Origin of the sequence: Segatella hominis (assembly GCF_004535825.1) — a bacterium.
Taxonomy (GTDB): domain Bacteria; phylum Bacteroidota; class Bacteroidia; order Bacteroidales; family Bacteroidaceae; genus Prevotella; species Prevotella hominis.
In genome coordinates this window covers 1-25955 of sequence record NZ_SGVY01000006.1, presented here as the reverse complement: position 1 = coordinate 25955, position 25955 = coordinate 1, and the positions used below count along the sequence as shown (strand labels likewise).

The 25955-nt window shown below is 43.2% G+C and carries 20 protein-coding genes and 1 pseudogene; 13 read left to right on the top strand and 8 right to left on the bottom strand.

The features are described from left to right. Positions 1–72: 72 nt before the first annotated feature. Positions 73–618, top strand: coding sequence for an RNA polymerase sigma factor (locus EXN75_RS03405; RefSeq protein ID WP_134842778.1), 546 nt, complete (start codon positions 73–75; stop codon positions 616–618). Beyond that, complete coding sequence (locus EXN75_RS03400) at positions 611–2029, top strand: hypothetical protein (protein WP_134842777.1); 1419 nt, start codon at positions 611–613, stop codon at positions 2027–2029. Before EXN75_RS03405 ends, EXN75_RS03400 begins: the two co-directional genes overlap by 8 nt. A 417-nt stretch (positions 2030–2446) precedes the next feature. Here the strand turns inward: EXN75_RS03400 and EXN75_RS03395 are convergent, their stop codons facing one another. The 4 genes from EXN75_RS03395 to uvrB form a co-directional block, all read right to left on the bottom strand. Next, entirely contained in the window at positions 2447–3811 is a 1365-nt protein-coding gene (locus tag EXN75_RS03395; protein WP_134842776.1) for a PFL family protein, read from the bottom strand. 67 nt (positions 3812–3878) lie between these two features. After that, complete coding sequence (locus tag EXN75_RS03390; RefSeq protein ID WP_022109789.1) at positions 3879–4151, bottom strand: ACT domain-containing protein; 273 nt, start codon at positions 4149–4151, stop codon at positions 3879–3881. Positions 4152–4287: 136 nt separating this feature from the next. Then, positions 4288–5205 (bottom strand): DMT family transporter, encoded by a 918-nt coding sequence (locus EXN75_RS03385; protein WP_022109790.1) that lies wholly within the window; start codon positions 5203–5205, stop codon positions 4288–4290. Positions 5206–5389: 184 nt separating this feature from the next. Beyond that, positions 5390–7432, bottom strand: a complete 2043-nt coding sequence (uvrB, locus tag EXN75_RS03380; RefSeq protein ID WP_134842775.1) for an excinuclease ABC subunit UvrB — start codon at positions 7430–7432, stop codon at positions 5390–5392. Between the two features lie 195 nt (positions 7433–7627). Here uvrB and EXN75_RS03375 point away from each other — a divergent pair, with 195 nt between their 5' ends. The 10 genes from EXN75_RS03375 to EXN75_RS03330 all read left to right on the top strand — a co-directional run bounded on the left by EXN75_RS03375 (position 7628) and on the right by EXN75_RS03330 (position 21436). Beyond that, complete coding sequence (locus tag EXN75_RS03375; RefSeq protein ID WP_022109792.1) at positions 7628–8500, top strand: outer membrane protein assembly factor BamD; 873 nt, start codon at positions 7628–7630, stop codon at positions 8498–8500. 228 nt (positions 8501–8728) lie between these two features. After that, positions 8729–9070 carry a DNA-directed RNA polymerase subunit omega gene (locus tag EXN75_RS03370; protein WP_022109793.1) on the top strand — a complete coding sequence of 114 codons (342 nt, stop codon included), beginning with the start codon at positions 8729–8731 and terminating at the stop codon, positions 9068–9070. Between the two features lie 261 nt (positions 9071–9331). Continuing rightward, positions 9332–9799, top strand: coding sequence for a DUF4293 domain-containing protein (locus tag EXN75_RS03365; RefSeq protein WP_134842774.1), 468 nt, complete (start codon positions 9332–9334; stop codon positions 9797–9799). Between the two features lie 142 nt (positions 9800–9941). Next, entirely contained in the window at positions 9942–10481 is a 540-nt protein-coding gene (locus EXN75_RS03360; RefSeq protein ID WP_022109795.1) for a 30S ribosomal protein S16, read from the top strand. Between the two features lie 225 nt (positions 10482–10706). Further along, a complete protein-coding gene (locus tag EXN75_RS03355; protein WP_134842773.1) occupies positions 10707–12644 on the top strand; it encodes an ABC-F family ATP-binding cassette domain-containing protein in 1938 nt (645 codons plus the stop codon). Between the two features lie 72 nt (positions 12645–12716). Then, positions 12717–14750, top strand: coding sequence for a M13 family metallopeptidase (locus EXN75_RS03350; protein WP_134842772.1), 2034 nt, complete (start codon positions 12717–12719; stop codon positions 14748–14750). Positions 14751–14960: 210 nt separating this feature from the next. Beyond that, positions 14961–15878 carry a homoserine O-acetyltransferase MetA gene (metA, locus tag EXN75_RS03345; protein WP_022109798.1) on the top strand — a complete coding sequence of 306 codons (918 nt, stop codon included), beginning with the start codon at positions 14961–14963 and terminating at the stop codon, positions 15876–15878. 3 nt (positions 15879–15881) lie between these two features. Then, a complete protein-coding gene (locus tag EXN75_RS03340; protein WP_134842771.1) occupies positions 15882–17858 on the top strand; it encodes a peptidase U32 family protein in 1977 nt (658 codons plus the stop codon). Positions 17859–17905: 47 nt separating this feature from the next. Beyond that, entirely contained in the window at positions 17906–18859 is a 954-nt protein-coding gene (locus EXN75_RS03335) for a zinc ribbon domain-containing protein (protein WP_246031276.1), read from the top strand. Positions 18860–18970: 111 nt separating this feature from the next. Beyond that, complete coding sequence (locus tag EXN75_RS03330) at positions 18971–21436, top strand: TonB-dependent receptor (RefSeq protein WP_134842770.1); 2466 nt, start codon at positions 18971–18973, stop codon at positions 21434–21436. A gap of 96 nt (positions 21437–21532) precedes the next feature. Here EXN75_RS03330 and EXN75_RS03325 read toward each other — a convergent pair whose 3' ends face one another. Together EXN75_RS03325 and EXN75_RS03320 are read right to left on the bottom strand one after the other, a co-directional pair. Next, entirely contained in the window at positions 21533–23113 is a 1581-nt protein-coding gene (locus EXN75_RS03325) for an ATP-binding protein (protein ID WP_134842769.1), read from the bottom strand. Positions 23114–23258: 145 nt separating this feature from the next. After that, complete coding sequence (locus EXN75_RS03320) at positions 23259–23459, bottom strand: hypothetical protein (RefSeq protein ID WP_022110166.1); 201 nt, start codon at positions 23457–23459, stop codon at positions 23259–23261. Between EXN75_RS03320 and rhuM the strand changes: the two are divergent. Next, a pseudogene (gene rhuM / locus EXN75_RS03315) lies at positions 23447–23755 on the top strand (RhuM family protein); the annotation flags it as partial. The gene EXN75_RS03320 and the pseudogene rhuM overlap by 13 nt on opposite strands. Positions 23756–24118: 363 nt before the next feature. Here the strand turns inward: rhuM and EXN75_RS03310 are convergent. Together EXN75_RS03310 and EXN75_RS17960 are read right to left on the bottom strand one after the other, a co-directional pair. Further along, entirely contained in the window at positions 24119–24799 is a 681-nt protein-coding gene (locus EXN75_RS03310) for a hypothetical protein (protein WP_134842768.1), read from the bottom strand. A 22-nt stretch (positions 24800–24821) separates the two neighbouring features. Then, complete coding sequence (locus EXN75_RS17960) at positions 24822–25556, bottom strand: hypothetical protein (protein WP_187349069.1); 735 nt, start codon at positions 25554–25556, stop codon at positions 24822–24824. Positions 25557–25955 lie beyond the last annotated feature (399 nt).

Genomic DNA, 25955 nt, shown 5'->3' with positions numbered 1-25955 from the left:
CATATTTTTCAGTTTTTAGATAAAAGGCTATGAGTTTAAGACCACCCGGTTGTGGTAACTTGTTGTTAAAGAATGAAATCAGAAAAGGAATTATTGGATGACATCAAAAAGGGCGACAGGAGTGCGTTGCATCAACTGTATAGCCGATATGTGGGATATGCCATGGCTGTAGGGCTGAGGTATGTCCCTGATCGTGATGATCTCAATGATGTCATTCAGGATAGTTTCGTGAAGATTCTTTCTTCTGTCAACAGGTTTGAATACAGGGGTGAGGGATCGTTGAAGGGATGGATTCTTAGGATTGTTTCTAACGAGGCAATCAATTTCATCAAACAGAAAACGAAATTTTCTTTTGTTGATGAGTTCCCAGATGAGATAGAAGAACAAGTACCAGACGTCGATAAAGTGCCACCGCAAGTTCTGAATCAGATGATCAGTGAGTTGCCTGATGGTTATAGAATGGTTTTGAATCTCTATGTCTTTGAACAAAAGAGTCACAAGGAGATTGCAGAGATGCTTGATATCAAGGAATCTACTTCTGCTTCTCAGTATTTGAGAGCCAAGAAACTTTTAGCGAGCAAAATTAATAATTATCTAAAGAATAAGGAATATGAATAACGATTGGACAGACAGACTACGCGACCGGATGGCAGACTATGAAATGCCAGTCGGAGATGAGTTGTGGGCTAACATAGAACAATCGTTAGCTCAAGATGAGGTATTTGCGAATAAAAACGACCATAGCAATCATGGGGTCACTCGCTCTATTGTGATGCGTCGTTTCTCTATAGCCGCATCAATAGCTGCCATTCTTGCTGGTAGTGCCTATGTGTATTTCCATCCGTGGAATGAAGTTGCAGAAAAAGAAGTTGCTGCTATATTTGACAAAGGCCCCAAAACTTTCATTGATAAAAGGCAGACAGCTGTCCCTAAAGATAGTCAGGCAGCAATCTCTGATAATAGTCAGAAATCAATCTCTGATAATGGTCAAAATGCAATTTATGATGATGGTCAGACTGCTGTATCTGCTAATGGTCAAAATGTGATGTCTAAAGATGGACTGCAAACTTTGTCTGGAGGCGGACAGACAAGGAACAACATTCTTGCTCAATCTAATTCTGTAGAATTAGTAAGTTCTGAATCTGCTTTGTCTTTAGATTTAGATACTCAGAGTTCTGCCCGTTCTGTAAATGAGAAATCAGAAACGGTTCCTTCATCCCGTTCTTCTCGGAAAGTAAACTCTCTAATAACTTCAGAAGGTGATGTAATGTCTTCTGCTCAGAACGGAAGAAGGACTGTTTTGGCACAAAGCAGTATGGATGAAAAACTGGGACGTAAAGACAAACATCATCGTGGTGGCTTGAAACTCCAGTTGTACGGCGAGAATGGATTTATAGGGAAGACATCGGGAGGCAACAGTCCTGTATTGATGAGCTCTATGCCTTCTTCTGATCCTGTTTATTATGATAAAAATATCAAGATTGCCAATTTCTTTGATGAAAGATATATGGCTATGATTCCAACTTCGGATCTCTACGAAGAGACCAAGCATCATCAACCGATATCTGTAGGTATGCAGGTGGGCTTTCATCTTCTTACTAAGTTGAAACTCTCTACGGGTCTGGTTTATACCAAAGTCAGTTCGGATTTCATCAGTGGAGTTTCTGATACCCGTACAGTATCTACCCAAGATCTCCATTATATGGGAATACCGCTCAATTTGAGTTATTCTGTATGGGAATATAAAGGCTTGCATACTTACGTGACAGCAGGTGGCGAAGGTGCTGTAAATATTAAGAATCATACCGAAACGGATGGAGAAGTAAAAGAAAGCAAACGTGATAAGATGCAATGGTCAACAAATGCATCTGTTGGTATTCAGTATGATTTTATTCCTCAATTGGGAGTTTATGTGGAGCCTGGAATGAAATATTACTTTGATAATGGAAGTCAGATTGAAAATATCTTCAAAGATAAAAAGTTGAATTTCAATATCCAGTTCGGTCTCCGATTCAATATTGGGAAATAATAAAGTTAATTATAAAAAAGTGAGGGTGTGTCATAAGCCATGATACACCCTTTTTCTATCTGTATTTTTCTACCATAAATGTTAAAACATGCCCTTTTCGATGACACTCCCATTTCCTACAAATACTCTTATAATTTCCCTTCTCTGTCTGGGTATATTTTTCTCCCTGCCCACGCAAGAATTTTTCCGTGGGCAGGGAAAAATAAAAGTGGGTACAGGGGCGGAAATTATGAAACCTGAATCCTCGAAAATTATAGACGGATGAAGAAGCGCTTTGTTAGATCTCAATAAACTTAGACCTTAACAAAGCGCTTCGTTAGAGCTTATAAATGCGTTTCCTTTGAGGAAATGCTTTATAAAAAGAGGGAGTGTCATAAGCCATGACGCACCCTCTCTTTTTTATATGATTTTTCTGATTTAGTTCTTGAAACTGTGGATAGGAGCAGGGATGCGTCCTACACGGTTGACAAATGCTTCACAACTGAAAGAGTTGACAGGCATGATAGGTGCATGACCCAGCAAACCGCCAAAGTCAACATTGTCGCCAACCTTCATTCCTACTACAGGAATAACGCGGACTGCAGTTGTCTTCTGATTGATCATACCGATAGCTGCCTCGTCAGCAATCACACCAGAAATGGTTGTTGCAGGAGTATCGCCAGGAATTGCAATCATATCAAGACCTACAGAGCAAACACAGGTCATAGCTTCCAATTTCTCGATAGTCAGAGCACCTGCCTCTACAGCATCAATCATACCCTGGTCTTCACTTACAGGAATGAAAGCACCACTCAGGCCACCTACGTATGATGAAGCCATGATGCCACCCTTCTTTACCTGGTCATTCAACAAAGCCAAAGCAGCAGTTGTACCAGGAGCTCCTGGATGCTCTAAACCAATTTCCTTAAGAATATCAGCCACACTGTCGCCGATAGCAGGAGTAGGAGCCAGAGACAAGTCGATGATACCGAATGGGATATTCAGACGAGCAGAAGCCTCTTTAGCCACCAACTGACCTACACGTGTAATCTTGAATGCAGTACGCTTGATGGTCTCGCACAAAACCTCGAAACTCTCACCTCGAACACTTTCCAGTGCATATTTTACAACACCAGGACCGCTGACACCAACGCTGATGACAGCATCAGCTTCGCTAACACCATGGAAAGCACCAGCCATAAACGGATTATCGTCAGGTGCATTGCATAAAACAACCAACTTAGCACAACCTAATGAACCCTTGTCCTTGGTTGCTTCAGCAGTATCCTTGATGATTTGTCCCATCAGGCGGACAGCATCCATGTTGATACCCGTCTTTGTAGAACCTACATTGATAGAACTGCAGATAAAATCAGTCTGCGCCAGAGCCTGTGGAATAGAACGAATCAGAAGTTCATCGCTCTTGCTCATACCCTTGCTTACGATGGCAGAGTAACCACCCAGGAAGTTTACACCGAGTTCCTTGGCACATTTGTCAAGCGTCTTGGCTATCTTCACATAGTCGTCTGTAGTCTTGCATGCAGAACCGCCTACGAGTGAAATAGGAGTAATGGAGATTCTCTTGTTGACGATAGGAATACCAAATTCCTTAGAGATATCTTCGCCTGTTTTTACCAGATTTTTGGCCAGGCGAGTTATTTTATTGTATATGTTCTGCCAGAGCACGTCTACATCTGTTGCAGCACAATCCAACAGGTTGATACCCATTGTGATGGTACGAACGTCGAGATTTTCCTGCTCAATCATCTTGTTGGTTTCGATAACCTCAGATATGTTGATCATAATTGTATTTTTATCTATATATATAATAATGTGTCAAACTGATACTCTGAATGAATATCAGGATTGATTAGATACGGTGCATCATATCAAAAATTTCCTCACGCTGGGTTTTGATCTGTACACCCATGCCTTTACCAATCTCAGCAAGTTCATCAGCCACATTCTCAAAAGACTTCTTCATCTTACCCATGTCAACAATCATCATCATGTTGAAATACTCCTGAACGATGGTCTGTGAGATATCAAGAATGTTGATGTCATTCTCTGCCAAATAGGTACAAACCTTTGCAATGATACCCACAGTATCTTTGCCCACTACTGTAATAATTGTTCTGTTCATGATCAAATCTATTTGTTTTTGGTAATTATTTTGTCTGCAAAATTAACACTTTATTATCGAACTGCCAAATAAATATTCAAAAAGTTATTGTTTTTAATGGAAAGAATATTCTTTTTGCAGTAATTTCCCTGTTTTCTTATTTAGTTCCGAAATACAGGAAGAGCATACCTAAGAGTACCAAAAGCAGGTCGACAAACTTTGCTTTGAGGTTCTTTTCGTGGAAAATGGCGGCTCCAAAGAGGAAGCTGACGATGACACTTCCGCGTCTCACCATACTCACGATACTGATCATGGCTCCTGGCAAACTCAATGCATAGAAATAGACGAAGTCTGCTGCGCTCAAGAAGATACTGATGAATACGATAGACCAGTGCCAGTGGAATGGGGTGGTACTGTTTTTCTTAGGCCACCAGATCATGAGCATCATCGCTCCCATGAGGAAGAATTGGTAGATATTGTACCAGCTCTGTACAATCATTCTGTCCAGTCCTACGCCACCATTCTCTGGAGGAGCCATGAGATATTTGTCGTACAGACCGCTGATAGCTCCCAATATGGCAGCCAAGACGATGAAGTAGATCCACTTGTCATGCTTGAAGTCGATTCCTTCTTTCTTTCCGCTTTTGCTGAGCATGGCGAAAGAGACGATGGCTAAAATCACACCGATCCACTGATATAGGTTCAATACCTCCCCATATACAATCAGTGCACCTACAAGTGTCATCACCGGTCTTGTAGCGTTGATAGGTCCTACAATGGTAAGAGGCAGATGCTTCATACCGAAATAGCCGAATGTCCAACTGCTCAGTACAATCATACTCTTCAATACGATATATTTATGAACTTCCCATCCGCCTTCGGCTACATGAAAAATCGTTCCGTCCAGTTGAGTTCCTGTATAGCTCATTATGATGAACGGAATGAAAATGAGCGATGAAAATAGGGTGTTCAGAAAGAGCACCGGAATCACCGCGTTACCAGAAAGAGCCTTTTTCTTGAAGGCATCATAGAATCCCAGCAGTGTGGCTGAGAGAAATGCTAATACTAACCACATAAATTTTAATCTTATTACCTTTTATTTACCTATTGCTTTTTCTAATATTTTAATTTACTTTTTCTGAAGTCCAGAATTTCTATAGTCCTGGATTCCTGAAGTCCTTGGTTTCCCACTTCCAGATACCTTCATTTCTTGATTCCTCCAGTCCTTGAATCCTCCAGTTCTGATATTCTCTAAGTGTTTATTTTTCCTCCAGTTCCTTCTGCAGTCTCAGAATCTCATCTCTGTATTGTGCAGCTTGCAAGAAGTCGAGTTCCTTGGCAGCCTGTTTCATAAGGGCAGTCGTGTTTTCAATACTCTTGACGAGTTCCTCCTTACTCATACTGCGTACGATAGGATCGGCAGCAAAAGCGCCTCCTTCCGGTTCGACATATACCCGTCTGTTTTCCTTTTTGCCGTCACCGATGCGATAGTTAGCTTCCTTGTCGGCAGATGTTGGGAGTGCAGAGGTAATTGCCTTCTCTATCTGTTTAGGTGTGATACCATGATCGGCATTGTACTGCAACTGGATACTTCTTCTGCGGGCAGTTTCATCGATGGTACGCTGCATGCTCTCTGTGATGTTATCTGCATACATGATTACCTTTCCATTGACGTTTCTTGCCGCTCTACCAGCAGTCTGTGTGAGTGAACGGTGACTTCTCAGGAAACCTTCCTTGTCGGCATCGAGAATAGCTACCAATGAAACCTCAGGCAGGTCAAGTCCCTCACGTAAGAGATTGACGCCCACCAGCACGTCGTAAATGCCAGCTCGCAGGTCGTTCATGATTTTCACACGGTCAAGCGTAGCCACATCACTGTGGATATAGGCAGCTTTCACATTATGATTCAGCAAGAACTCAGTCAATTCCTCAGCCATTCTCTTGGTCAGGGTCGTGATCAGTACTCGCTCGTTTCTGTGAGTCCTGGTCAATATCTCATCCAGCAGGTCGTCTATCTGATTTTCACTTGGTCTTACTTCTATTTCAGGATCCAACAGTCCCGTCGGTCTAATCAACTGTTCTACCACAATACCCTCAGCCTCTCTGAGTTCATAGTCGGCAGGTGTGGCACTTACGTAGATCGCCTGATGGATCATACTGTGGAATTCTTCAAAGGTCAGCGGTCTGTTGTCAAAAGCAGCAGGAAGTCTAAAACCGTATTCCACGAGATTCTTCTTTCTGGCTCTATCACCTCCGTACATCGCACCTATCTGTGGGATGCTGACATGACTCTCATCCACCACAAGCAGGAAATCTTTCGGGAAGAAGTCCAGCAGACAGTATGGTCGTTCTCCAGCCTGTCGTCCATCAAAATATCTGGAGTAGTTTTCGATACCCGAACAGTGACCTAATTCCTTGATCATTTCCATATCGTATTCCACTCTTTCCTTGATTCGCTGTGCCTTGATTCCATCGCCGATACTCTTGAAGAATTCTTCCTGCTTCACCAGGTCGTCCTGTATCATGCGGATAGCCTGTTCTGTCTGTTCCTTGGTAGTCACAAACAGATTGGCAGGATAAATCTCATACCGGTCGAATGATTCTATGCGATGATAGGTGAGAGAATCGACTTCCTCGATACTGTCGATTTCGTCATCCCACCAGGTAACTCTCAGCACATGGTCACTGTATGCCATGAAGATATCAACCGTTTCACCTTTCACCCTGAAGTTGCCTCGCTGCAGTTCAATGTCGTTTCTTACATACAGCGCATCAACCAGTTGGCGCAGGAATACATTGCGGTCCAGTATCTGTCCTTTCTTTATCTTGATGATATTTTCCTGCATGGCAGTAGGTCCACCCATACCATAGATACAGGAAACAGAGGAGACCACGATGACATCCTTTCTACCTGATAATAGAGCAGAAACGGCTCCGAGTCGCAACTTGTCTATTTCTTCGTTGATGGCAAGGTCCTTCTCTATGTAGGTGTCCGTAGTAGGAAGATAAGCTTCCGGCTGATAATAGTCGTAGTAGGAAACATAGTATTCCACTGCGTTTTCAGGGAAAAAGCCCTTCATTTCCTGATACAACTGTGCAGCCAGAGTCTTGTTGTGACTCAGGATGAGGGTCGGCTTTCCCACGTTGGCAATGACATTGGCTACGGTGAAGGTCTTTCCCGAACCGGTGACGCCTAAGAGAACCTGTGCAGGATCTCCTTGCTCCACACCCTCAGTGAGTTGCCTGATCGCCTGTGGCTGATCGCCGGTAGGCTGGTATTTGGAAGTTATCTTGAATTCCATATCTGTTGATTTCAAAAATCAGTTTGTTGACAAGTATTGAGACGCGAAGTCTTAATAAAATTAAATTATCGGTTGCAAAATTACAAAAAAAATCGCATAATTAGTTATAAAGAATGATAAAATGCGAAAAAGTGTATTTTTTTCTTTGTAGATAGCTATTTTATAGTTAACTTTGCATCACAAAACGTGATTATAATGAAAAAAACAATTCTTATATCAGCTTGTTTTGCGCTTCTGATGTCAAGTTGTGCAAATCAGTTTAACCAGGTTTATAAGTCTCAGGATTATAACTTGAAATATGAGTATGCCAAGCAGTATTTTGCTTCTGGCAAGTATTCTCGTGCAGCTACTCTTCTGAATGACTTGATTACTATCAAGAAGGGATCTACAGAGGCAGAGGAGAGTCTGTATATGCTCGCCATGTGTGAGTTTGAGATGAAAGACTATGAGACTGCAGCAGAATATTTCCGCAAATATGTTTCCAGTTATCCTAAGGGCATCTATGCAGAGCAAGCTAAGTTCTTTGTAGGCGAAAGTCTGTATATGAATGCTCCAGAACCACGTCTCGACCAGAGTACTACGATTACAGCAATCAGTGCATTTCAGGAGTATCTTGACGTATATCCTGATGCCCGTCTGAAGAATTTGGCTACCAGTCGTCTTTTCGCTTTGCAGGATCTTCTGGTGGAGAAGGAATATAAGAATGCGAAGCTTTATTATGATTTGGGCAGTTATTTTGGCAACTGTCTGGGCGAGGGTAACAACTATCAGGCATGTATCGTAACAGCTCAGAATGCGTTGAAGGATTATCCTTATAGCAATAAGCGTGAAGCATTTGCCACACTGATTATGAAAGGCAAGTATGAACTGGCCAAGATGAGTGTGGAGGAGAAGCAGCTGGAACGTTATCAGGATGCTGAGGATGAGTGCTACGGCTTCATCAATGAGTATCCAGATTCAAAGGAACGTGCCAATGCTGAAAAGATGATTGCAAAATGCAAGGAATTCGAAAAAGAACATCCAGAGGATGCATTGGAAAAATTGAGTTCCGGTAATTCTAATCAGTAAAGTTTCTTTTGGGATTTAGCTGTTGCAAGAATCTATCTGAAGAGAATTGAATATTCTTTCTGAAGGGATTTGAATAATCTTTCTGAATGGATTTAGAGAACATTATAAAAATAGTTTGAAGAATCTGCAGATTTATAGAATCTTCCAGAATAAGAATAATTTATAGAATTTCTCAAAAATAAGAATAATAAGAATCAATCAAAATAGATATTAAATAAAGGTATTATTATGGATTACAAAAAAACAAAAGCTCCAACAAACACCGTGACTCGTAATATCATGGATCTCTGTGATGACACAAACAATATCTACGAGAGTGTAGCAATCATCGCTAAGCGTGCGAATCAGATTTCTCTTGATATTAAGCAGGAATTGAACAAGAAGCTCCAGGAGTTTGCTTCTTATAACGACTCTTTGGAAGAGGTATTCGAGAACCGTGAGCAGATTGAAATCTCTCGCTATTATGAGAAGCTCCCTAAGCCATCTCTCTTGGCTACTCAGGAGTTTGTAGATAAGAATATCTACTGGCGTGACCCAACAAGAGAACACGCTCCTGTTGACAGATATTAATCTGATTACTGACTCTATATCATATATAATGCAGATTCTGCAAATATATAATTCAATTTTATATAGTAAGGTATTCTGCTTCTTTATGTGGTGTTTCTCCTTATAATGAGGTGCTTCCCTTTTTAATGAGGAGTTCTGCCTTTTAATGTGGAGTTCCGTCTCTATTATGTAATTTTAGGAATATAATTATAATTTAGGGATTTCAATTATATAGAAATGTAGGGTAGTGATTATATAATCATGTAGGAATATAACAAGATTATGATACAGCGTAAACAAACATTGTTTCTTCTGGTCGCAGTCATTGCCTGTGTGATCTGCCTGTTTGTACCTGTGGCTTCAGTGATGCCACAAGGTATGGGCAATCCGATGTCAGTACACTGTCTGGGCATTAGCGGCGACGAGGGAATCCGTTTTGATGCAAGCTGTTTGCCACTGTTTCTTCTTTGCTCCGTTTCAGCATTGATGTCTCTGGCAACAGTATTCCTGTTCAAGAACCGTAAGTTGCAGATCAATCTCTGTTCTATCAACCTGCTTTTCAATGTACTCTGGTACGTAGATTATGCAGTGATCTTCTTCGGACTTGTAGGATTAGAAAAAGTATCCGGCAATTTGACATTCCATTGGGGTGCAGTAATGCCTCTCTTATCACTTGTCTTTGTGCTTTTAGCACGCAAGGGAGTCAGTGATGATGAAAAATTGGTACGTGCTGCCGATAGAATTCGTTAATGCACCCCGTAGAATACGTTAAAAATAATTATAAAATCAACTTGAAATTTGTGGGAATCAAATAAAAGTTGTAATTTTGCACCCGCTGTCACGAGATGGCAGCATAAAATTCAAACCTCAAATTAAAAAATTAGATTAAAAAATGGCAACAAAAATCAGATTGCAGCGCGGCGGTCGTAAGAGCTATGCTTTCTACAGCATCGTAATCGCTGACGTTAGAGCACCACGTGATGGTAAATTTACTGAGAAGATTGGTACATACAACCCTAACACCAATCCTGCTACTGTAGATTTGAATTTCGATCGTGCCCTCTACTGGGTAGAGACAGGTGCACAGCCAACAGACACAGTACGTAACATCCTCAAGGGCGAGGGCGTTTACTTGATGAAGCACCTCCGTGGTGGCGTTAAGAAGGGCGCATTCGACGAGGCTGAGGCTCAGAAGCGTTTTGACGCTTGGAAGAACGGCGCAGACCAGAAGGTTTCTGCAGTTCGTGACGCTGAGGCAAAGGCTAAGAAGGAAGCTGCTGCTAAGGAGCTCGAGGCTGAGAAGAAGATGAATGAAGCAATCGCAAAGAAGGTAGCTGACAAGAAGGCTGCTCAGGCTGCTGCTCAGGCAGAGGCTGAGGCTGCTGCAACTGCTGAGGAAACTCCAGCAGAGGACGCTCCTGCAGAGGCTTAATCTTCTTGAAGATTTAAAGTATAAAGGTCGGTTTCTCTTTTTGAGGTCCGACCTTTTTTATTAAACTTACCCCATTGGGGATTTTTTTGGAAATAATAGATTCTTGATGATAGATTCTCAAAAAGAATAATAAATTCTTCATAATAAAGATATTTACATTTCAAAAGAATGAATTCTTTAAAAGTAGATTCTGTAATCAAGATTCTGTAATATATAGATTCTGTAATGATATCGGTTGAAAATCTTAAAGTTGAATTTGGCGTTAAACCTCTTTTTCATGATGTCAGTTTTGTCATCAATGATAGAGATCGCATAGCGCTCGTCGGCAAAAACGGTGCTGGAAAATCTACCATGCTCAAAATCCTGTGTGGTTTGCAGAAACCTACTGACGGTGTTGTGGCGATTCCAAACGATACCACTATCGGATATCTGCCTCAGGTCATGAAACTTCAGGACGATACGACGGTCAAGGAAGAAACCCGCAAGGCCTTTGCTCATAATACGGAGATGAAGGCACGTCTTGATAAGATGCAGCAGGAGATGGCTGACCGTACCGACTACGAGAGTGATGAATATGCGCAACTCGTGGAGAAGTTCTCTCAGGAACATGAACGCTACATGATGATGGGAGGTGAAAACTATGAGGCTGAAATCGAACGTACCCTGACAGGTCTCGGATTTGTGCGAGAGGATTTTGAACGTCCTACCAGAGAGTTTTCCGGTGGATGGCGTATGCGTATTGAATTGGCGAAAATCCTGTTGCAGAAACCTGATGTCCTCTTGCTCGATGAGCCTACCAACCATCTTGATATCGAAAGTATCCAGTGGTTGGAACAGTTTCTTGCTCAAAGTGCCAAGGCGGTAGTACTCGTGAGTCACGACCGTGCGTTTATCAATAATGTTACTAATCGTACGTTGGAGATTACCTGCGGAAGGGTAGAGGACTACAAAGTGAAATACGATGAGTATATCGTCCTTCGTCAGGAACGTCGTGAACAGCAGTTGAGGGCTTACGAGAACCAACAGAAGGAAATCGCTGATATTAAGGACTTTATAGAGCGATTCCGATATAAACCTACCAAGGCTGTACAGGTGCAGAGTCGCATCAAGCAGTTGGAGAAAATTGTGCCGATCGAGGTGGATGAGGTGGATAACAAACAGATGCATCTCAAGTTCCCTCCTTGTCTGCGAAGCGGTGATTATCCGGTTATCTGCGATGAGGTACGCAAGGATTATGGAGAGCATACGGTTTTCGATCATGTCACCCTTACTATTAAAAGAGGTGAGAAGGTTGCGTTCGTAGGAAAGAACGGTGAAGGTAAATCAACGCTTGTCAAATGTATCATGGGCGAGATTCCTTTTACGGGCAACCTCAAGATTGGACACAATGTACAGATAGGATATTTCGCACAGAACCAGGCGCAGCTCCTTGATGAGAACCTCACGATATTCGATACCATCGATCGTGTAGCCACTGGTGAGATGCGATTGAAAATCAACGATCTCCTTGGTTCATTCATGTTCGGTGGTGAGACTTCAGAAAAGTATGTGAAGGTACTCAGTGGAGGTGAAAGAAGCCGATTGGCTATGATCAAACTGCTGCTCGAACCAGTGAACCTGCTGATACTCGATGAGCCTACCAACCATCTTGATATGCAGTCAAAGGATGTGCTCAAGGAAGCTATCAAGGCTTTTGATGGTACAGCTATCATCGTGAGCCACGACCGTGAATTCCTTGATGGACTGGTAGATAAAGTCTATGAGTTCGGTGGCGGAAAGGTACGTGAGCATTTAGGTGGTATCTATGACTATCTTCGTGCGCATAATGCAGATTCCATCAATGCCGCATTGACAAGTGCTCAGTCTGCTCCTGTAGCAGCAACTGTAGAAGCAACTCCTTCTGCCGGTAAACAGAATTATGCTGAGCATAAGGAACAGCAGAAGAAAATCCGCAAGGCAGAGAAGGCTGTCAGGGAGTGTGAAGATCGCATTGCCAGACTGGAAAAGCGCAAGAAGGAAATAGATGACCTCCTGATGAAGCCGGAGAATGCTACCAATATGGAACTTGTCACAGAATATACTTCGCTGATGCAGAAACTTGATGAGGAAAATGATAACTGGCTGCTTCTTTCTGAAAAGCTCGAAGAAGTCAGCAATTCATAAACCTTCAGCATAAGATTTTCTTTCAGCAGATGCTTATCTTTCTGAGATTTAATAATAAAAAATATAACTAACATGAACATTAAAATGATTCTTCCGATGATGATGCTGGCAGCTATGCCTCTCGGCGCAGATGCACAGAACAAGTCGGGTCTTGTCATGGAAAACCTTGATAAGACAGTCAGTCCTGCTAATGATTTCTACCAGTTTGCTACAGGTGGATGGCAGAAGAACCACCCACTCCCAGCAGCTTACAGCTGCTACGGCAGCTTCAATCTGTTGGCAGATGACAACAACAAGCGTATCAATACCATTCTTTCTGAACTTCAGAAGAAGACTTATAAGAAGGGTACTATCGAGCAGAAATTGTCTGACTTCTATAAGTTGGCGCTTAATGTAGATGCTCGCAACAAGGCTGGTATCTCACCAGTTAAGCCACTTTTCGATGAGATGGAAGCAGCCAAGACAAAGGCTGACTTGCAGAAGATCCAGTTGAAGTATGCAGCACAAGGTTATGGTGTGAGCTTCGGTGGCGGCTTCGCTGCTGACGAGAAGAATGTCAAGATGAATATCTTCAATCTCGGTCAGGGCGGTCTTACCCTCGGTCAGAAAGACTATTATGTCAACAATGACACAGCTACAGTAGCTATCCGTGAGGCTTTCAAGAAGTATGTTCAGAAGATGTTCCAGCTCTACGGTTTCTCAGCAGAGGAAGCAGCTCAGAAGGAGCAGGCTATCTTCCAGCACGAAACCATGTTGGCGCTCATCTCAAAGAGTATGACAGAACTTCGCGATCCTCAGGCTAACTATAATAAGATGACTCTCAAGGAGTTCCAGGAGAAATATCCTAACCTCAACTTCGAGGCTATGTGTAATGCAGAGGGTATCAAGAGCGAGTACATTCAGGAGATGATCGTAGGTCAGCCTGACTTCCTCGCTGGTCTCGACAAGATTACTGCTGCCGAGAATGCCAATACGCTCAGAGCTTTGATGGAGTGGGATGTTATCCAGAGTTCATCTTCTTATCTCACTGATGAGATCCGTGAGGCTAACTTTGATTTCTTCGGCAAGACAATGAGTGGTCGCAAGGAGGATTATCCTCTCTGGAAGCGTGCTACCAGTCAGGTAGAAGCTCAGTTGGGCGAACCTCTCGGTCGTATGTACTGCAAGCGCTACTTCCCAGAGTCTTCTAAGAAGATCATGTTGGAATTGGTAAGAAATCTTCAGGTAAGTCTCGGTCAGCGTATCGATGCACAGACCTGGATGAGCGATACTACCAAGGCAGCAGCTCACGAAAAGCTCAACAAGTTCTATGTGAAGATCGGTTACCCTAACAAGTGGACAGACTATAGCAGTCTTCAAATCGATCCATCTAAGAGTTTCTATGAGAACGTGATGGCATGCCGCAAGTTTGCTCACGACAAGCATATCAATGACAAGGCAGGAAAGCCAGTGGATCGTGACGAGTGGTACATGACTCCACAGACAGTCAATGCTTATTATAACCCAACAACCAATGAGATTACCTTCCCAGCAGGTATCCTCCAGTATCCATTCTTCGATCCGAAGGCTGATGCAGCATTCAACTATGGTGCTATCGGCGTAGTGATCGGACATGAGATGACTCACGGATTTGACGACCAGGGAAGACTGTATGATTCAGATGGTAATATGCATGACTGGTGGACAGCCAATGATGCAGAGGGCTTCAACAAGCGTGCTGATCAGTATGCTGCATTCTTCAGCAATATCAAGGTATTGCCTGATTTGAATGCCAATGGTCGATTCACTTTGGGTGAGAACCTGGCAGACCACGGAGGTCTGATGGTTTCTTTCAATGCATTTAAGAATGCAACTGCAAAGAAAAAGCTCAAGGAGAAGGATGGTTTCACACCAGAACAGCGTTTCTTCCTTGCTTATGCTGGCGTATGGGGTCAGAACATCACAGAGCAGGAAATCCGCAACCGCGTAAAGAGCGACCCACATTCATTGGGAGAATGGCGAGTAAATGGCGCTCTTCCTCACATCAATGCCTGGTATGAGGCATTTGGTGTCAAGAAGGGAGACAAAATGTATATCCCAGAGTCTGAGAGATTGGATCTTTGGTAAAAGAAATGATGATGTTATAGCATCTACTTCTGGATCAAGTCTTTTTAGGGTTTTGGCATAATCTTATTTAGATACTGTTCCAGGGGGTGGGAAGGTGTTGAACTTCGGTTCAACACCTTTTTTGCGTTTTATATAAAAAAATCCTCTTTTTTTTCGCTAAGTCAGATTTTTACAGTAACTTTGCAGAAAAATACAAAGAAAGGATAAAAAATGCCATTAAGATTACCAGATAAATTGCCAGCCATCGAGTTGCTGAAGCATGAGAATATCTTTGTGATGGACGAGAGCCGGGCTCACAGCCAGGAAATCCGTCCACTTAAAATCGTGGTTCTCAACCTGATGCCGCTGAAGATAACTACAGAGACCGACCTCGTGCGACTGTTGTCCAATACGCCTTTGCAGCTTGAGGTCTATTTCATGAAACTCAAGAGTCATACCCCTAAGAATACTCCTATCGAGCACATGATGATGTTCTATAAGGATTTTTCCGAACTCTCCAAACAGAAGTTTGATGGTATGATTGTTACGGGTGCTCCGATCGAGACGATGGCATACGAGGATGTTGAGTATTGGCCGGAAATCATGCAGATTTTCGATTGGGCACGTACTCATGTCACTTCTACGCTCTATATCTGCTGGGGTGCACAGGCTGGACTTTATCATTTCTATGGCGTGCCGAAATATCCGTTGGAGAAGAAGATGTTCGGTATCTTCCAGCAGAAACCGCTGGATATGTCACAGCCTATCTTCAGAGGCTTTGATGATGTCTTTGCCATGCCTCACAGCCGTCATACAGAAGTGAGACGAGAGGATATTGAGAAGGTACCAGGACTTGACATTATTGCAGAATCTCCTGAAAGCGGTGTGAGCATCGTGATGGCAAGAGGGGGCCGTGAGTTCTTTGTAACCGGTCATCTTGAATATGCGCCAAATACACTCGATAAAGAGTATAAGCGCGATATGGGCAAGCGCGATGATGTGGAATTGCCAAAGAATTATTATTATCACGACGATCCTAACGAGGCTCCATTGGTTACATGGCGTGCACATGCCAATCTCTTCTATAGCAACTGGATCAACTATTATGTTTACCAGGAGACTCCTTATAATATTGACGATATTCAGTAAGTTATGAGAACATTGGAATTATTGGCTCCTGCCAAAAATTTAGAATGCGGTATAGCTGCCATCGATCATGGAGCAGACGCCGTCTATATCGGTGCTCCACGATTCGGTGCACGAGCTGCTGCCGGCAACTCTATCGAGGATATCAAGCAACTCTGTGATTACGCCCATCAGTTTGGTGCCAAGGTTCACGTTACCGTCAATACCATCATCTATGATTCAGAATTGGAAGATACGCTTAAGATGATTTCCCAGTTGGATGAGATTGGTGTTGATGCACTCTTGCTGCAGGATATGGGACTCCTCTGGGAGGTGAGAGCTAAAGGTTTGTGGAAGAGGGAGTTACATAGCAGTACCCAATGCGATACTCGAACTCCTGAGAAAGCTTTGTGGTTGACTCAGATCGGTTTCAAGCGAGTGGTTCTTGCACGTGAACTGTCACTGGATGAAATCAAAGCCATCCACAATGCTATTCCAGACAGAGAGATTGAAGTCTTCGTGCATGGTGCTCTCTGCGTCAGTTATTCCGGAGTCTGCTATGCATCCGAAAAATGCTTCTCCCGTTCTGCCAACCGTGGTGAATGTGCCCAGTTCTGCCGTATGAAGTTTGACCTGGTTGATGCCGACAACCAGATGATAGAGCACCAGCGCTATCTCCTGTCGCTCAAGGATCTCTGTCAGTTAGATTATCTGAAGGACCTGGCTGATGCCGGAGCTTCTTCATTCAAGATAGAGGGCAGACTCAAGGATATCACTTATGTGAAAAACGTGGTGGCTGCCTATAACAAGAAATTGGATGAAATCGTAGCCAAATATCCACGCGAATACCGACGTGCTTCGCGAGGACATGTGGAATATAATTTCGTTCCGAATCTGAAGAAAACCTTCAACCGCGGTTTTACCAACTATTTCCTGCATGGCAGACAACCCGATATTTCATCCTTCGACACACCGAAGGCTATCGGTGAATATGTAGGTAAGGTGAAGGAAATCCGTGGGAATGTATCATTCAATGTGGCTACTGTTGCAAGTTTTGCCAATGGCGACGGACTCTGTTTCATCAATGATGAGCGAGAGTTGGAGGGTTTCCGTGTCAACAAGGTAGAGGGCAACCGCCTTTTCCCTTTCCGCATGCCGGAAAACCTCAGACCGGGTATGGCTTTGTATCGCAACAACGACCAGGCATTCGAACAGATTCTTGCTCGCAAGACAGCAGAACGCCGTATTCCGCTCTTTATCGAACTCCAGCCTGTGTTGGAAAAGGACGAGGATAATGATGAAGTAGTAGATGGATTCCTTGCAACTGCCAATATCTTCAAGAGTGTAGAACAGGGCTTGTACTACAAGGCTGCAGAGGTCTTCACACCTATGCAACTGCAGTGCGCCAAACGCTCTCAGCATGATAATATGATTGCGCAGATGAGCAAGTTCGGTGAATCTAAATATGAATGTAAGCATGTGGTACTCAAGAATGATATTGATGCTGCGTTCATCCCTAACAGTGTGCTTTCAAATGTCCGTAGGGAATTGATTCAAAAACTTGATCAGAGAATAACAGATGAACTCAACCGTTCGCTGATTTCTGGTATGGACAGAAATTTCTTTGCCAATCCTTACAGATTGGATCACCCGGGAGAACGTGAAGCTAAGAGTCAGAAGGAATTAACCTGGCAACCGGAATATGAAAAATGGCGATATACTTATAATATTGCCAATGATGCTGCGGTTGATTTCTACAAGAAGCATGGACTTGAGAATATCCAGCCTGCATTCGAACTGGGTGCTAACAAACGCAAGGATGAATCGCTCATCATGCAGTGCCGCCATTGCATCCGCTATTCCTTAGGATATTGCGTGAAGCGTGGGGGAAAGAAACCTACATGGAAAGAACCGCTTTCGCTGGTATTAGGCGATGGCAGAAGATTCCGGCTGGAGTTTGTCTGCAAGGAATGTCAGATGAATGTCTATGCTGAGTCAAACTGATCATTGTGAGCAGGTTCTATTCAGAAGAATCATATAATAAAATACAGATGAAGTTAAAGTTATCCGATATGAGAAAAGGCTGTCAGTGTGTCCTCAAGGGCATGCTGATGGTCTTTGTGCTTTTCTTTGTAACCAGTTGTTATCACCGTCATATTGCAAAGGGACAGCATGCAGCACTGGTGGAATACAGTGATCGCCAGCGCGATTCGATTTCTTTTTCTTCTACGCATCATTATACCTATCGCTACAATTTCGAGGTGGCAGCAGATTCTCTGATGCTTATCAAGCAGCAGCCGGAGGAATTCGTCAGCCATCTTCCCATCGATTCTTTCGCAGTCATGAAGCACTGTCTTCTGGTTGTTTCTGATATCAGGATAATTCCGCAGGATCGTGAGGATTCAGTTTGGATCCAGTTGGCAACAGAGGATAATGTATTCGGTTGGATACATGAGTCTAATATGCTTTCTAAGGTAGTGCCTGATGATCCCATTTCCCAGTTTATCATGGTGTTCAGCAATACCCACCTGCTCATCTTCCTGATAGTCTTTGTGCTGATAGGAGTGAGTTATCTGGTGAAGAAGATCTTTACGCGAAATGCGCCTATCGTGCATTTCAATGATATCGACTCACCTTATCCAACAGCCCTTGTGCTGATGGTATCGCTGTCTGCAGCTTTCTATGCCACGATTCAGACCTACATGCCTGAGGTATGGCGTCATTTCTATTTCCACCCTACGCTCAATCCTTTTGCAGTGCCTAAGGTGTTGGGTTTCTTCTTAGCATCCGTATGGGCGATTCTCATACTTGCCATTGCCTGTGTGGATGAAGTAAAAAACCGTCTTACTTTGGGTGAAGGAATACTTTATTTGGGTGGTCTGATGGGTATGTGCGCCTTAGATTATATCATATTCAGTATCAGTACGTTATACACTGTCGGTTACATTATTTTAGTAGCGTATATCTGGTATGCCATCCGGGCTTATCTCAAGCGAAATTCCTGATATGTTCTCGTTTCCTGATTTTTCAGGTTCAGTCTGATTTCCTAATTTATAAGGATAATCCTTTCGGGATAATCTTTGTACCTTTGCAGCCGAAAAAAAATCAGTTGAATTATGTATTTTAAAATTTTGGTAGCCGCATCTTTAGCTGCAAATTTTCTGCCAGTAAATGCAGAAGATGAATATCTGGCTAAAGCGGAAAGTATGCATCCAGCCAGTGCCGCTAATGGTAATTTGGTCAGTCCCGAGAGCGTTTTTGCTGATAGCAGCAAGGTATTTGATATTGATGAGATTGTAGTCGTTTCCCAACCCAAGGAAACCCGTCGCCTCCGTCAGCAGGCATTGAGCAGCAGTTCTCTCAGCAGTTTTCAGATTCATAAACTCGGTGTTCATGATTTGCGTGAACTCTCTCAGTATATCCCTAATTTTGTGATGCCTAATTACGGCAGCCGCTTGTCGTCTTCCGTCTATGTGCGTGGCATCGGCAGTCGTGTCAACAGTCCTTCTGTGGGCATCTATATGGATGATATCCCGGTGATGAGCAAGTCTGCCTTCAATCTCCACAATTACCAACTGAGTCGTGTGGATGTGCTCCGTGGACCGCAGGGCACTCTTTATGGACAGAATACAGAGGGCGGACTCGTGAGAATGTATTCCCACAATCCTTTTAACTATCAGGGTACGGATGTGAAATTGGGCTATGGCAGTCGCAGCTATCGCAATTTTGAGGTAGCGCATTATAATAAGGTGAATGAGAAGACAGCCTTCTCTTTGGCTGGTTTTTATGATGGACAGAACGGTTTCTTCCGCAATTCCTTTACTGGTGAAAGGGCTGACAAGATGAATGAAGCGGGCGGAAAACTGCTTGTAAAAACCCGTCTGAATGCCGGTTGGGATGTTGATGTTCTCGCCAATTATCAGTATGTAGATCAGAATGGATTTCCTTATGGTCGTCTGGATCTTGCAACAGGCAATACCGACCGTCCAGCCTCCACCTTTGCAGGCATCTATCGCCGCAACAATCTGATTTCCGGTTTGCGACTCACCCGTCAGGGAAATCTTTTCGATTTCACTTCCGTTTCGAGTTATCAGTATGTGAAAGACCATATGCTGATGGATCAGGATTATCTTCCGGCTGACTATATGCGCATCCTTCAGCAGCAGTTGCAGAATTCCTTTACCCAGGAGTTTACCTTCAAGGGCAAGCAGGCTGTGGGCGGATTCTGGCATTGGACATTAGGTGCTTTCTTCTCCCAACAGTGGTTGAAGACCAACGGACCAGTGTTCTTTGATGAAGCGATGACGGCGCCTATCGGCAATGCCATCCAGCGCCAGATGTATGATGCGATGGTGAAGGCGATGGCAGGCAGGATGATAGCCCAGGGAATGCCTGCAGCTGCCGCTCAGGCTGCCGCTCAGCGAGCTATAGAACAAGCTGGTGGAGTAGGCATGGAGGTTTCCATGGGTGCGCCAGGATTGTATCGTACGCCTCAGTCCAATCTCGGTTTCTATCACGAGAGCCTTTTCGATTTATCTTCTTCGCTTTCCCTTACCTTGGGTTTGCGATATGATTATATGCTTACCTCCATTCATTACGAAAGTTCTGCCTATATGAGTATGAAGGCGAGGGTGATGGGCATGGAGAGAACCAATACTTTGCGCAGTATGCTCGATGGTCGCACGCACGATCATTTCGAAGAGCTGTTGCCTAAGCTGGGACTCACTTGGCGATTGGATTCCCATGGCAGTAATGTGTATGCGGTTGTCAGCAAGGGTTATCGTGCCGGTGGTTATAACATCCAGATGTTCAGCGATATTCTTCAGACAGAATTGAATGCCAACCGTCAGGCTGCGATGCGTGGTGATTATGATGTTCCTCATTCTGCCGAGGATTATGAGAAGGTGAATAAGACGATTTCCTATGAACCGGAAGTGAGTTGGAACTACGAGTTGGGAACCCATCTCAATCTCTTTGAGAATGCGGTTCATCTGGATTTCAGTGCTTTCTATATGCAGGTAAAGAACCAACAGTTGTCTGTGATGGCGGGTAATTACGGTTTTGGCCGAATGATGGTCAATGCAGGCAAGAGTCACAGTTGCGGTATTGAGGCTGCGCTCAGAGGTCAGCTCTTCAATGGTCATTTCGACTGGATGTTGAACTATGGTTATACCCGTGCCGTATTTGATGAGTACCGGAGTGGGGAAGGAGCCGAGGCTGAGGATTTCAAGGACAAGTTTGTACCTTATGTTCCGCAGCATACGCTTTCTGCAGCAGCAGATTATCGTATTGATACAGATTGCCGTTTGCTCCGTTCGCTTACTTTAGGAGCCAATGTCAATGCACAGGGCAAGACCTATTGGGATCAGGCCAACAGTTACAGTCAGAATTTGTATGCAGTCTTAGGCGCTCATCTGGATGCCGATTTAGGCAAGGTCCTTATCAGTTTCTGGGCTCGTAATCTGACGAATACCCATTACAATACCTTCGCGGTAGATAATGCCGCCACAGGCAACAAGGAATACTTTGCCCAGCGTGGCAATCCTTTCCAGTGTGGCGTTGATCTCCGCTTTCACTTCTAATATTCCGTAAAAGGCGGGATTAAATAAAAACCACCACATGCCAATAAATAAGCATGTGGTGGTTTTTATTTTGTTTATGTATGATTTAAGAAATACTTACTCCTTTGCGATTTTCCAGTCGAGCAAGCCCTTTCCTTCATCGTCCAGTTCTATTCCCAAACCAATCACCTCTCGTGAATCAGCCTTGAAAGGCTCCAAGTATTGATGTTCGATGATCTGTCGGACTGCAGCTTCCTTTCCGCCATTGTTTCTTAATTTCAATTCTATCACATAGATGTATTGTGAGGTAGAGGTAATGAGGTCAATCCTGCCCGTAGAAAGCATGTGCTCTATCTCTACCTTCATGCCTATGGCGTTGAGAATAGTGCTGATAATCAGGCGATAACGTTCTTCCATATCCATAGAAGCCATTTTCTTGTTACTATAAGGAACATCAGCAATCAGCGCCTTCAGCGATTTCATGGCTTCGGATACCTGCCCTGTACCTAATTGCATATAGAGGTTTGCTTGCATTGACTGGATTTCACTCTCTTCTCTCATGGTCAGAGAAGGTAGTACTGTCTCATATAGAGCCTGTCTTACTTCCTTGTTAGGGAAGCCCAAAACATATCCGAATTCGTCGCTGTCCTTGATTGTGAGATACCCCGACTGATAGAGGAATAAGGAAACTCCACCCCCTGTAACATCAGATGTCTCCAAAACATTGCGGAGAATGCGGCAATTCTCAAAATCACCCAAGTGTAATTCTGCATTGGTTATAAACTTTGGCAATCTGGAAGTGGCACCTGAAGCAGCCCAGAAATTTGCAAGTTTGGATTGTGACAAGGCATTGACAAGACTGAAAGGATTATAGATGTCAACCATATTGTCTTCGCTGAAGTGATAACCATCATAATATTCCTTCAGTTTGTCGTGAGTTTGCTGCAAAGTCCAATTGTTCATTTCTGCCATTTTCTCCAACTCTGGCTGGAAATTCTCGCTGATTTCTTCTTCAGTGATACCGCAGAGTGGTGCATATTGTGGAAGGAAACTGATATTGGTCAGATTGTTGAGCGCAGAGAAGAGTGAAATCTGCGTAAACTTGGTGATTCCTGTAATGAATACGAATCGTTCGAACTCATCATCAGCTTTCAGTATGGCAAACACATTGCGATATATATCTGTGCATGCTTCGTGCTCAGGAGTTTTCCAGGAGTGCTGGAGTGGGGAGTCATACTCATCTATGAGGACTACCACCTTCATGCCTGTCTGCTGATAGGCAGTGGTGATAATGGCATCAAAACGGTCTGCAAGTTGGGCTGTAGGATCCGGAGTGATATTGTATTTCTGCTCATACGATTTAAAGCAGATATTGAGATACGACTGGATTCCTTGAGCACTGGCACCGCCACGGCTCATGTCAAGTCTGATAACAGGATACTGATTCCATTCCTCTTCCATCTCCATGATTTTGAGACCTTCGAAGAGATCCTTTCGGCCTAAGAAATAGGATTCAAGGGTATCAACGAGCACAGACTTGCCGAATCGACGAGGACGACTGAGATAATTATACTGATCGCCGTTGTTCGCCAATTCCCAAACAATATCCGTCTTGTCAACATATAGGTATCCTTCTTCTCTGATTTTTCTGAAAGACTGAACGCCTACCGGCAGTTTCCTACGTTTGATTTTTGCCATATTCTTATCCTCCAACTTATTTTACTGCAAATATACGAAAAGTTTCACTTATACGTGATAAAACCAGCCTTTTTTTTGATTTTTATAACTTATAAATGAAAAAATCAGTGCTACTACTGAGAGTAACACTGATTTTCTATTTTGATTATTGAACGGCAACTTTCTTGATGCTGCCATCACTATATACCACGATATTCACGCCCTTGGTAGGAGAGGTTACTCGCTGACCATTGAGAGAATAGCGGGAGATTTCCTTCACATCGCTGCGATTTGTCACCTTATCAATACCTGTCGCGTCATACTCAATGATGTTTCCAAAGTCTTTCCAGACGTCAGCATTTATCAAATATTTTTAAAGAGGGAGAACTTGATGAAAAAGTGGTTGTTAGGAAATTCCGACAGACCACTCAGCATGGTGCTATGGCAGGAAAAACCCAAAGCAAAGAAGTGAAGTTCTATAACCTTGATGTTATCATATCTGTGGGCTATCGTGTAAAATCTATTCAAGACACTCGTTTCCGTCAATGGGCTACAGAGCGACTGAATGAGTCCATCGTAAAAGGGTTTACGATGGACGATGAACGACTCAAGAATCTTGGTGGTGGCAACTATTGGAAAGAGTTGCTCGACCGTACTCGTGATTGTCATGAAAAGATTAACAAGAAAAAAGAAAATCTTTCAAGAGAAATAGGCACGCATATTGAAAAGAATGCGTGCCTATTTTCGTAAACCAATCCATTTTATATTCCAAATCTCGAAGTATCCACTTCATCATGCTGTTTAGCCTTGTATCCTCCGAAACGATAAGTGAAGGATACTTCAGGGCACCTGATGTTGAGATATCGATGACTCCTTGTATTGCTCGGGTACGGGTGCGGTGTTGATTGAACATCGTACACTACCTAATTTACTGTGTAATAATTAGTTAAGTGCTGCTTAGTGAGGTGTGCGGTAAAATCCAAACTATGTTTCTACAACCTTGTAGTTGGAGAATCTTAATCCCGATTATTGTTTACTGGAAGCAGCTTTCCATTCATCATAGATATGGCTAAAGATAGCTACGCCATCATTCAGTTGCTTCCTAGCTAAAGACTTATCTTTGTTCCACCATTCTAGAATGTAATTCTTCAGTCCCTCATATTCCTTTTGATCCTTGAATTGTCGATCCAGGCTTCCCATTTTGCCAAGCGTTGCATTGTAAAGAATAAATGCCCTTTTCTGTCCATTAGGCTTCAGTGCATACCAAGTAGCCCAAGAGTTTCCTGTGTTTATGCCATTGCCAGGCAGAAATACGTGAACTTGATAGACAGATGCATTCTTGCCGCGGTAAAGGAGTTCCATAAGGCGATCCTCTTTTACAGCCCTAATCGAATTACGTGCTATCGTTTGGCATTGTTCCCACACTTCGCCTTCAGGGTGTTCCTCTGTGAGTGCAAGCCATTCCATCTTGGTTACTTTCTCAGCATCGTACTTCTTGGCTTTTTTGCCATCTGGATTCTCGGCAAGTCTTACTTGATATTCTAACGCCCACCCCATGTACTTCTTAGGAATGTAGCCCTCTATCTGTTTGCCATCCATCATAGTGAGGCGAACATGACGCATTTCTGGGTCGTCATTCTTGCGAGCGTGTGCAGCTATCGCTACCACCATTACTGCTATGAACAGCCAAAACTTCATTGCTTTCATAATGATTCCTTTTAGTTGTTATTTATTGTTTGTCATCTAATACTTCTATCACTCTTTGTATCATAGAACTTCGGTTGTGTTCACTTAGTCCAATGAGTTTCTTTTCCCATTCCTGCGAAAGTCCTACACAGTGGCAAAGTTCTCGGATAAAGTGTTTGTCGCATTTCTTATAGGTATCTCCCAGACATATAAGCTTGCCATCAGTCTGTCTGACATAGAAGTCGCAAGCCGTCTTGCTTGGGATGAAAAACATTGCTGCTGCTGTGTTACATTGCCTAGCTTTCATTCCTCCCATGTCCGTCACGGAATAACCTTGGGAGGCATAAATATAGACTTGCAATCTTGGGTGGTTGATATATAGCCAGCTCCATCCCACATTTTCCAAAGGAACAAGTGTGCGTACGTTTTGCTTGGAGGTGGCATTCCACACCACTACAGAATCAATGTTGGCGAAAGGTATCACATCGCTAGTGCATTGGCGAGAAAAGAAGTTTCTATAAACTTGAACATCCTTTTTCTTGCGTGGCAAGTCTATTCGATCATTACTTTCATAGAGTTGCTGGATACCATTCTTTAGGTACACTCGTCCCTCGCATGATTGAGCTTGCATGCTAACAGTTCCCATATAAGCAAGCAAAATGCTAATGATGAGATATATTCGCCCCAAATTTACCTCCTCATGCACGGCATTTTTGATCTCTCGGATGGTCTTGCCATAGGAAAGACGCCAACCTTCTATTTCTTCAAATTTGCACATAAGCGATTCCTCTTGATAATTTTTGCAAATATACGAGGAAACTTTCTGATTACCAAATGAATTAACCATTTTTTTTTAAAAAAGAACGCCTAAAAGGCAAAAAATAGCAAAATAGAGCATTTGTTTTGAGTTTCAAGTGGTTGTGGCAGTCGTTGGCTTTAGTTGGCAGTGACAAGGAAATGAGAAAAAAGCAGATTAGAGAAGTAGAAACGCCCTAATAAGCATTTTTAACGGTGGCGGTTCATATTGTAACTACTCATGCCCTGGGGGTGCTGATTCCTAAGACATAGCCAAATTTTTGAGCAGCTTTTTATGTTAATAAATATAAAAGAGGCGTTTTGGAGCATACAGGCACTAAAATATCGGTAGCAGAAATGGTCAAAAATGACATTTCTGTTA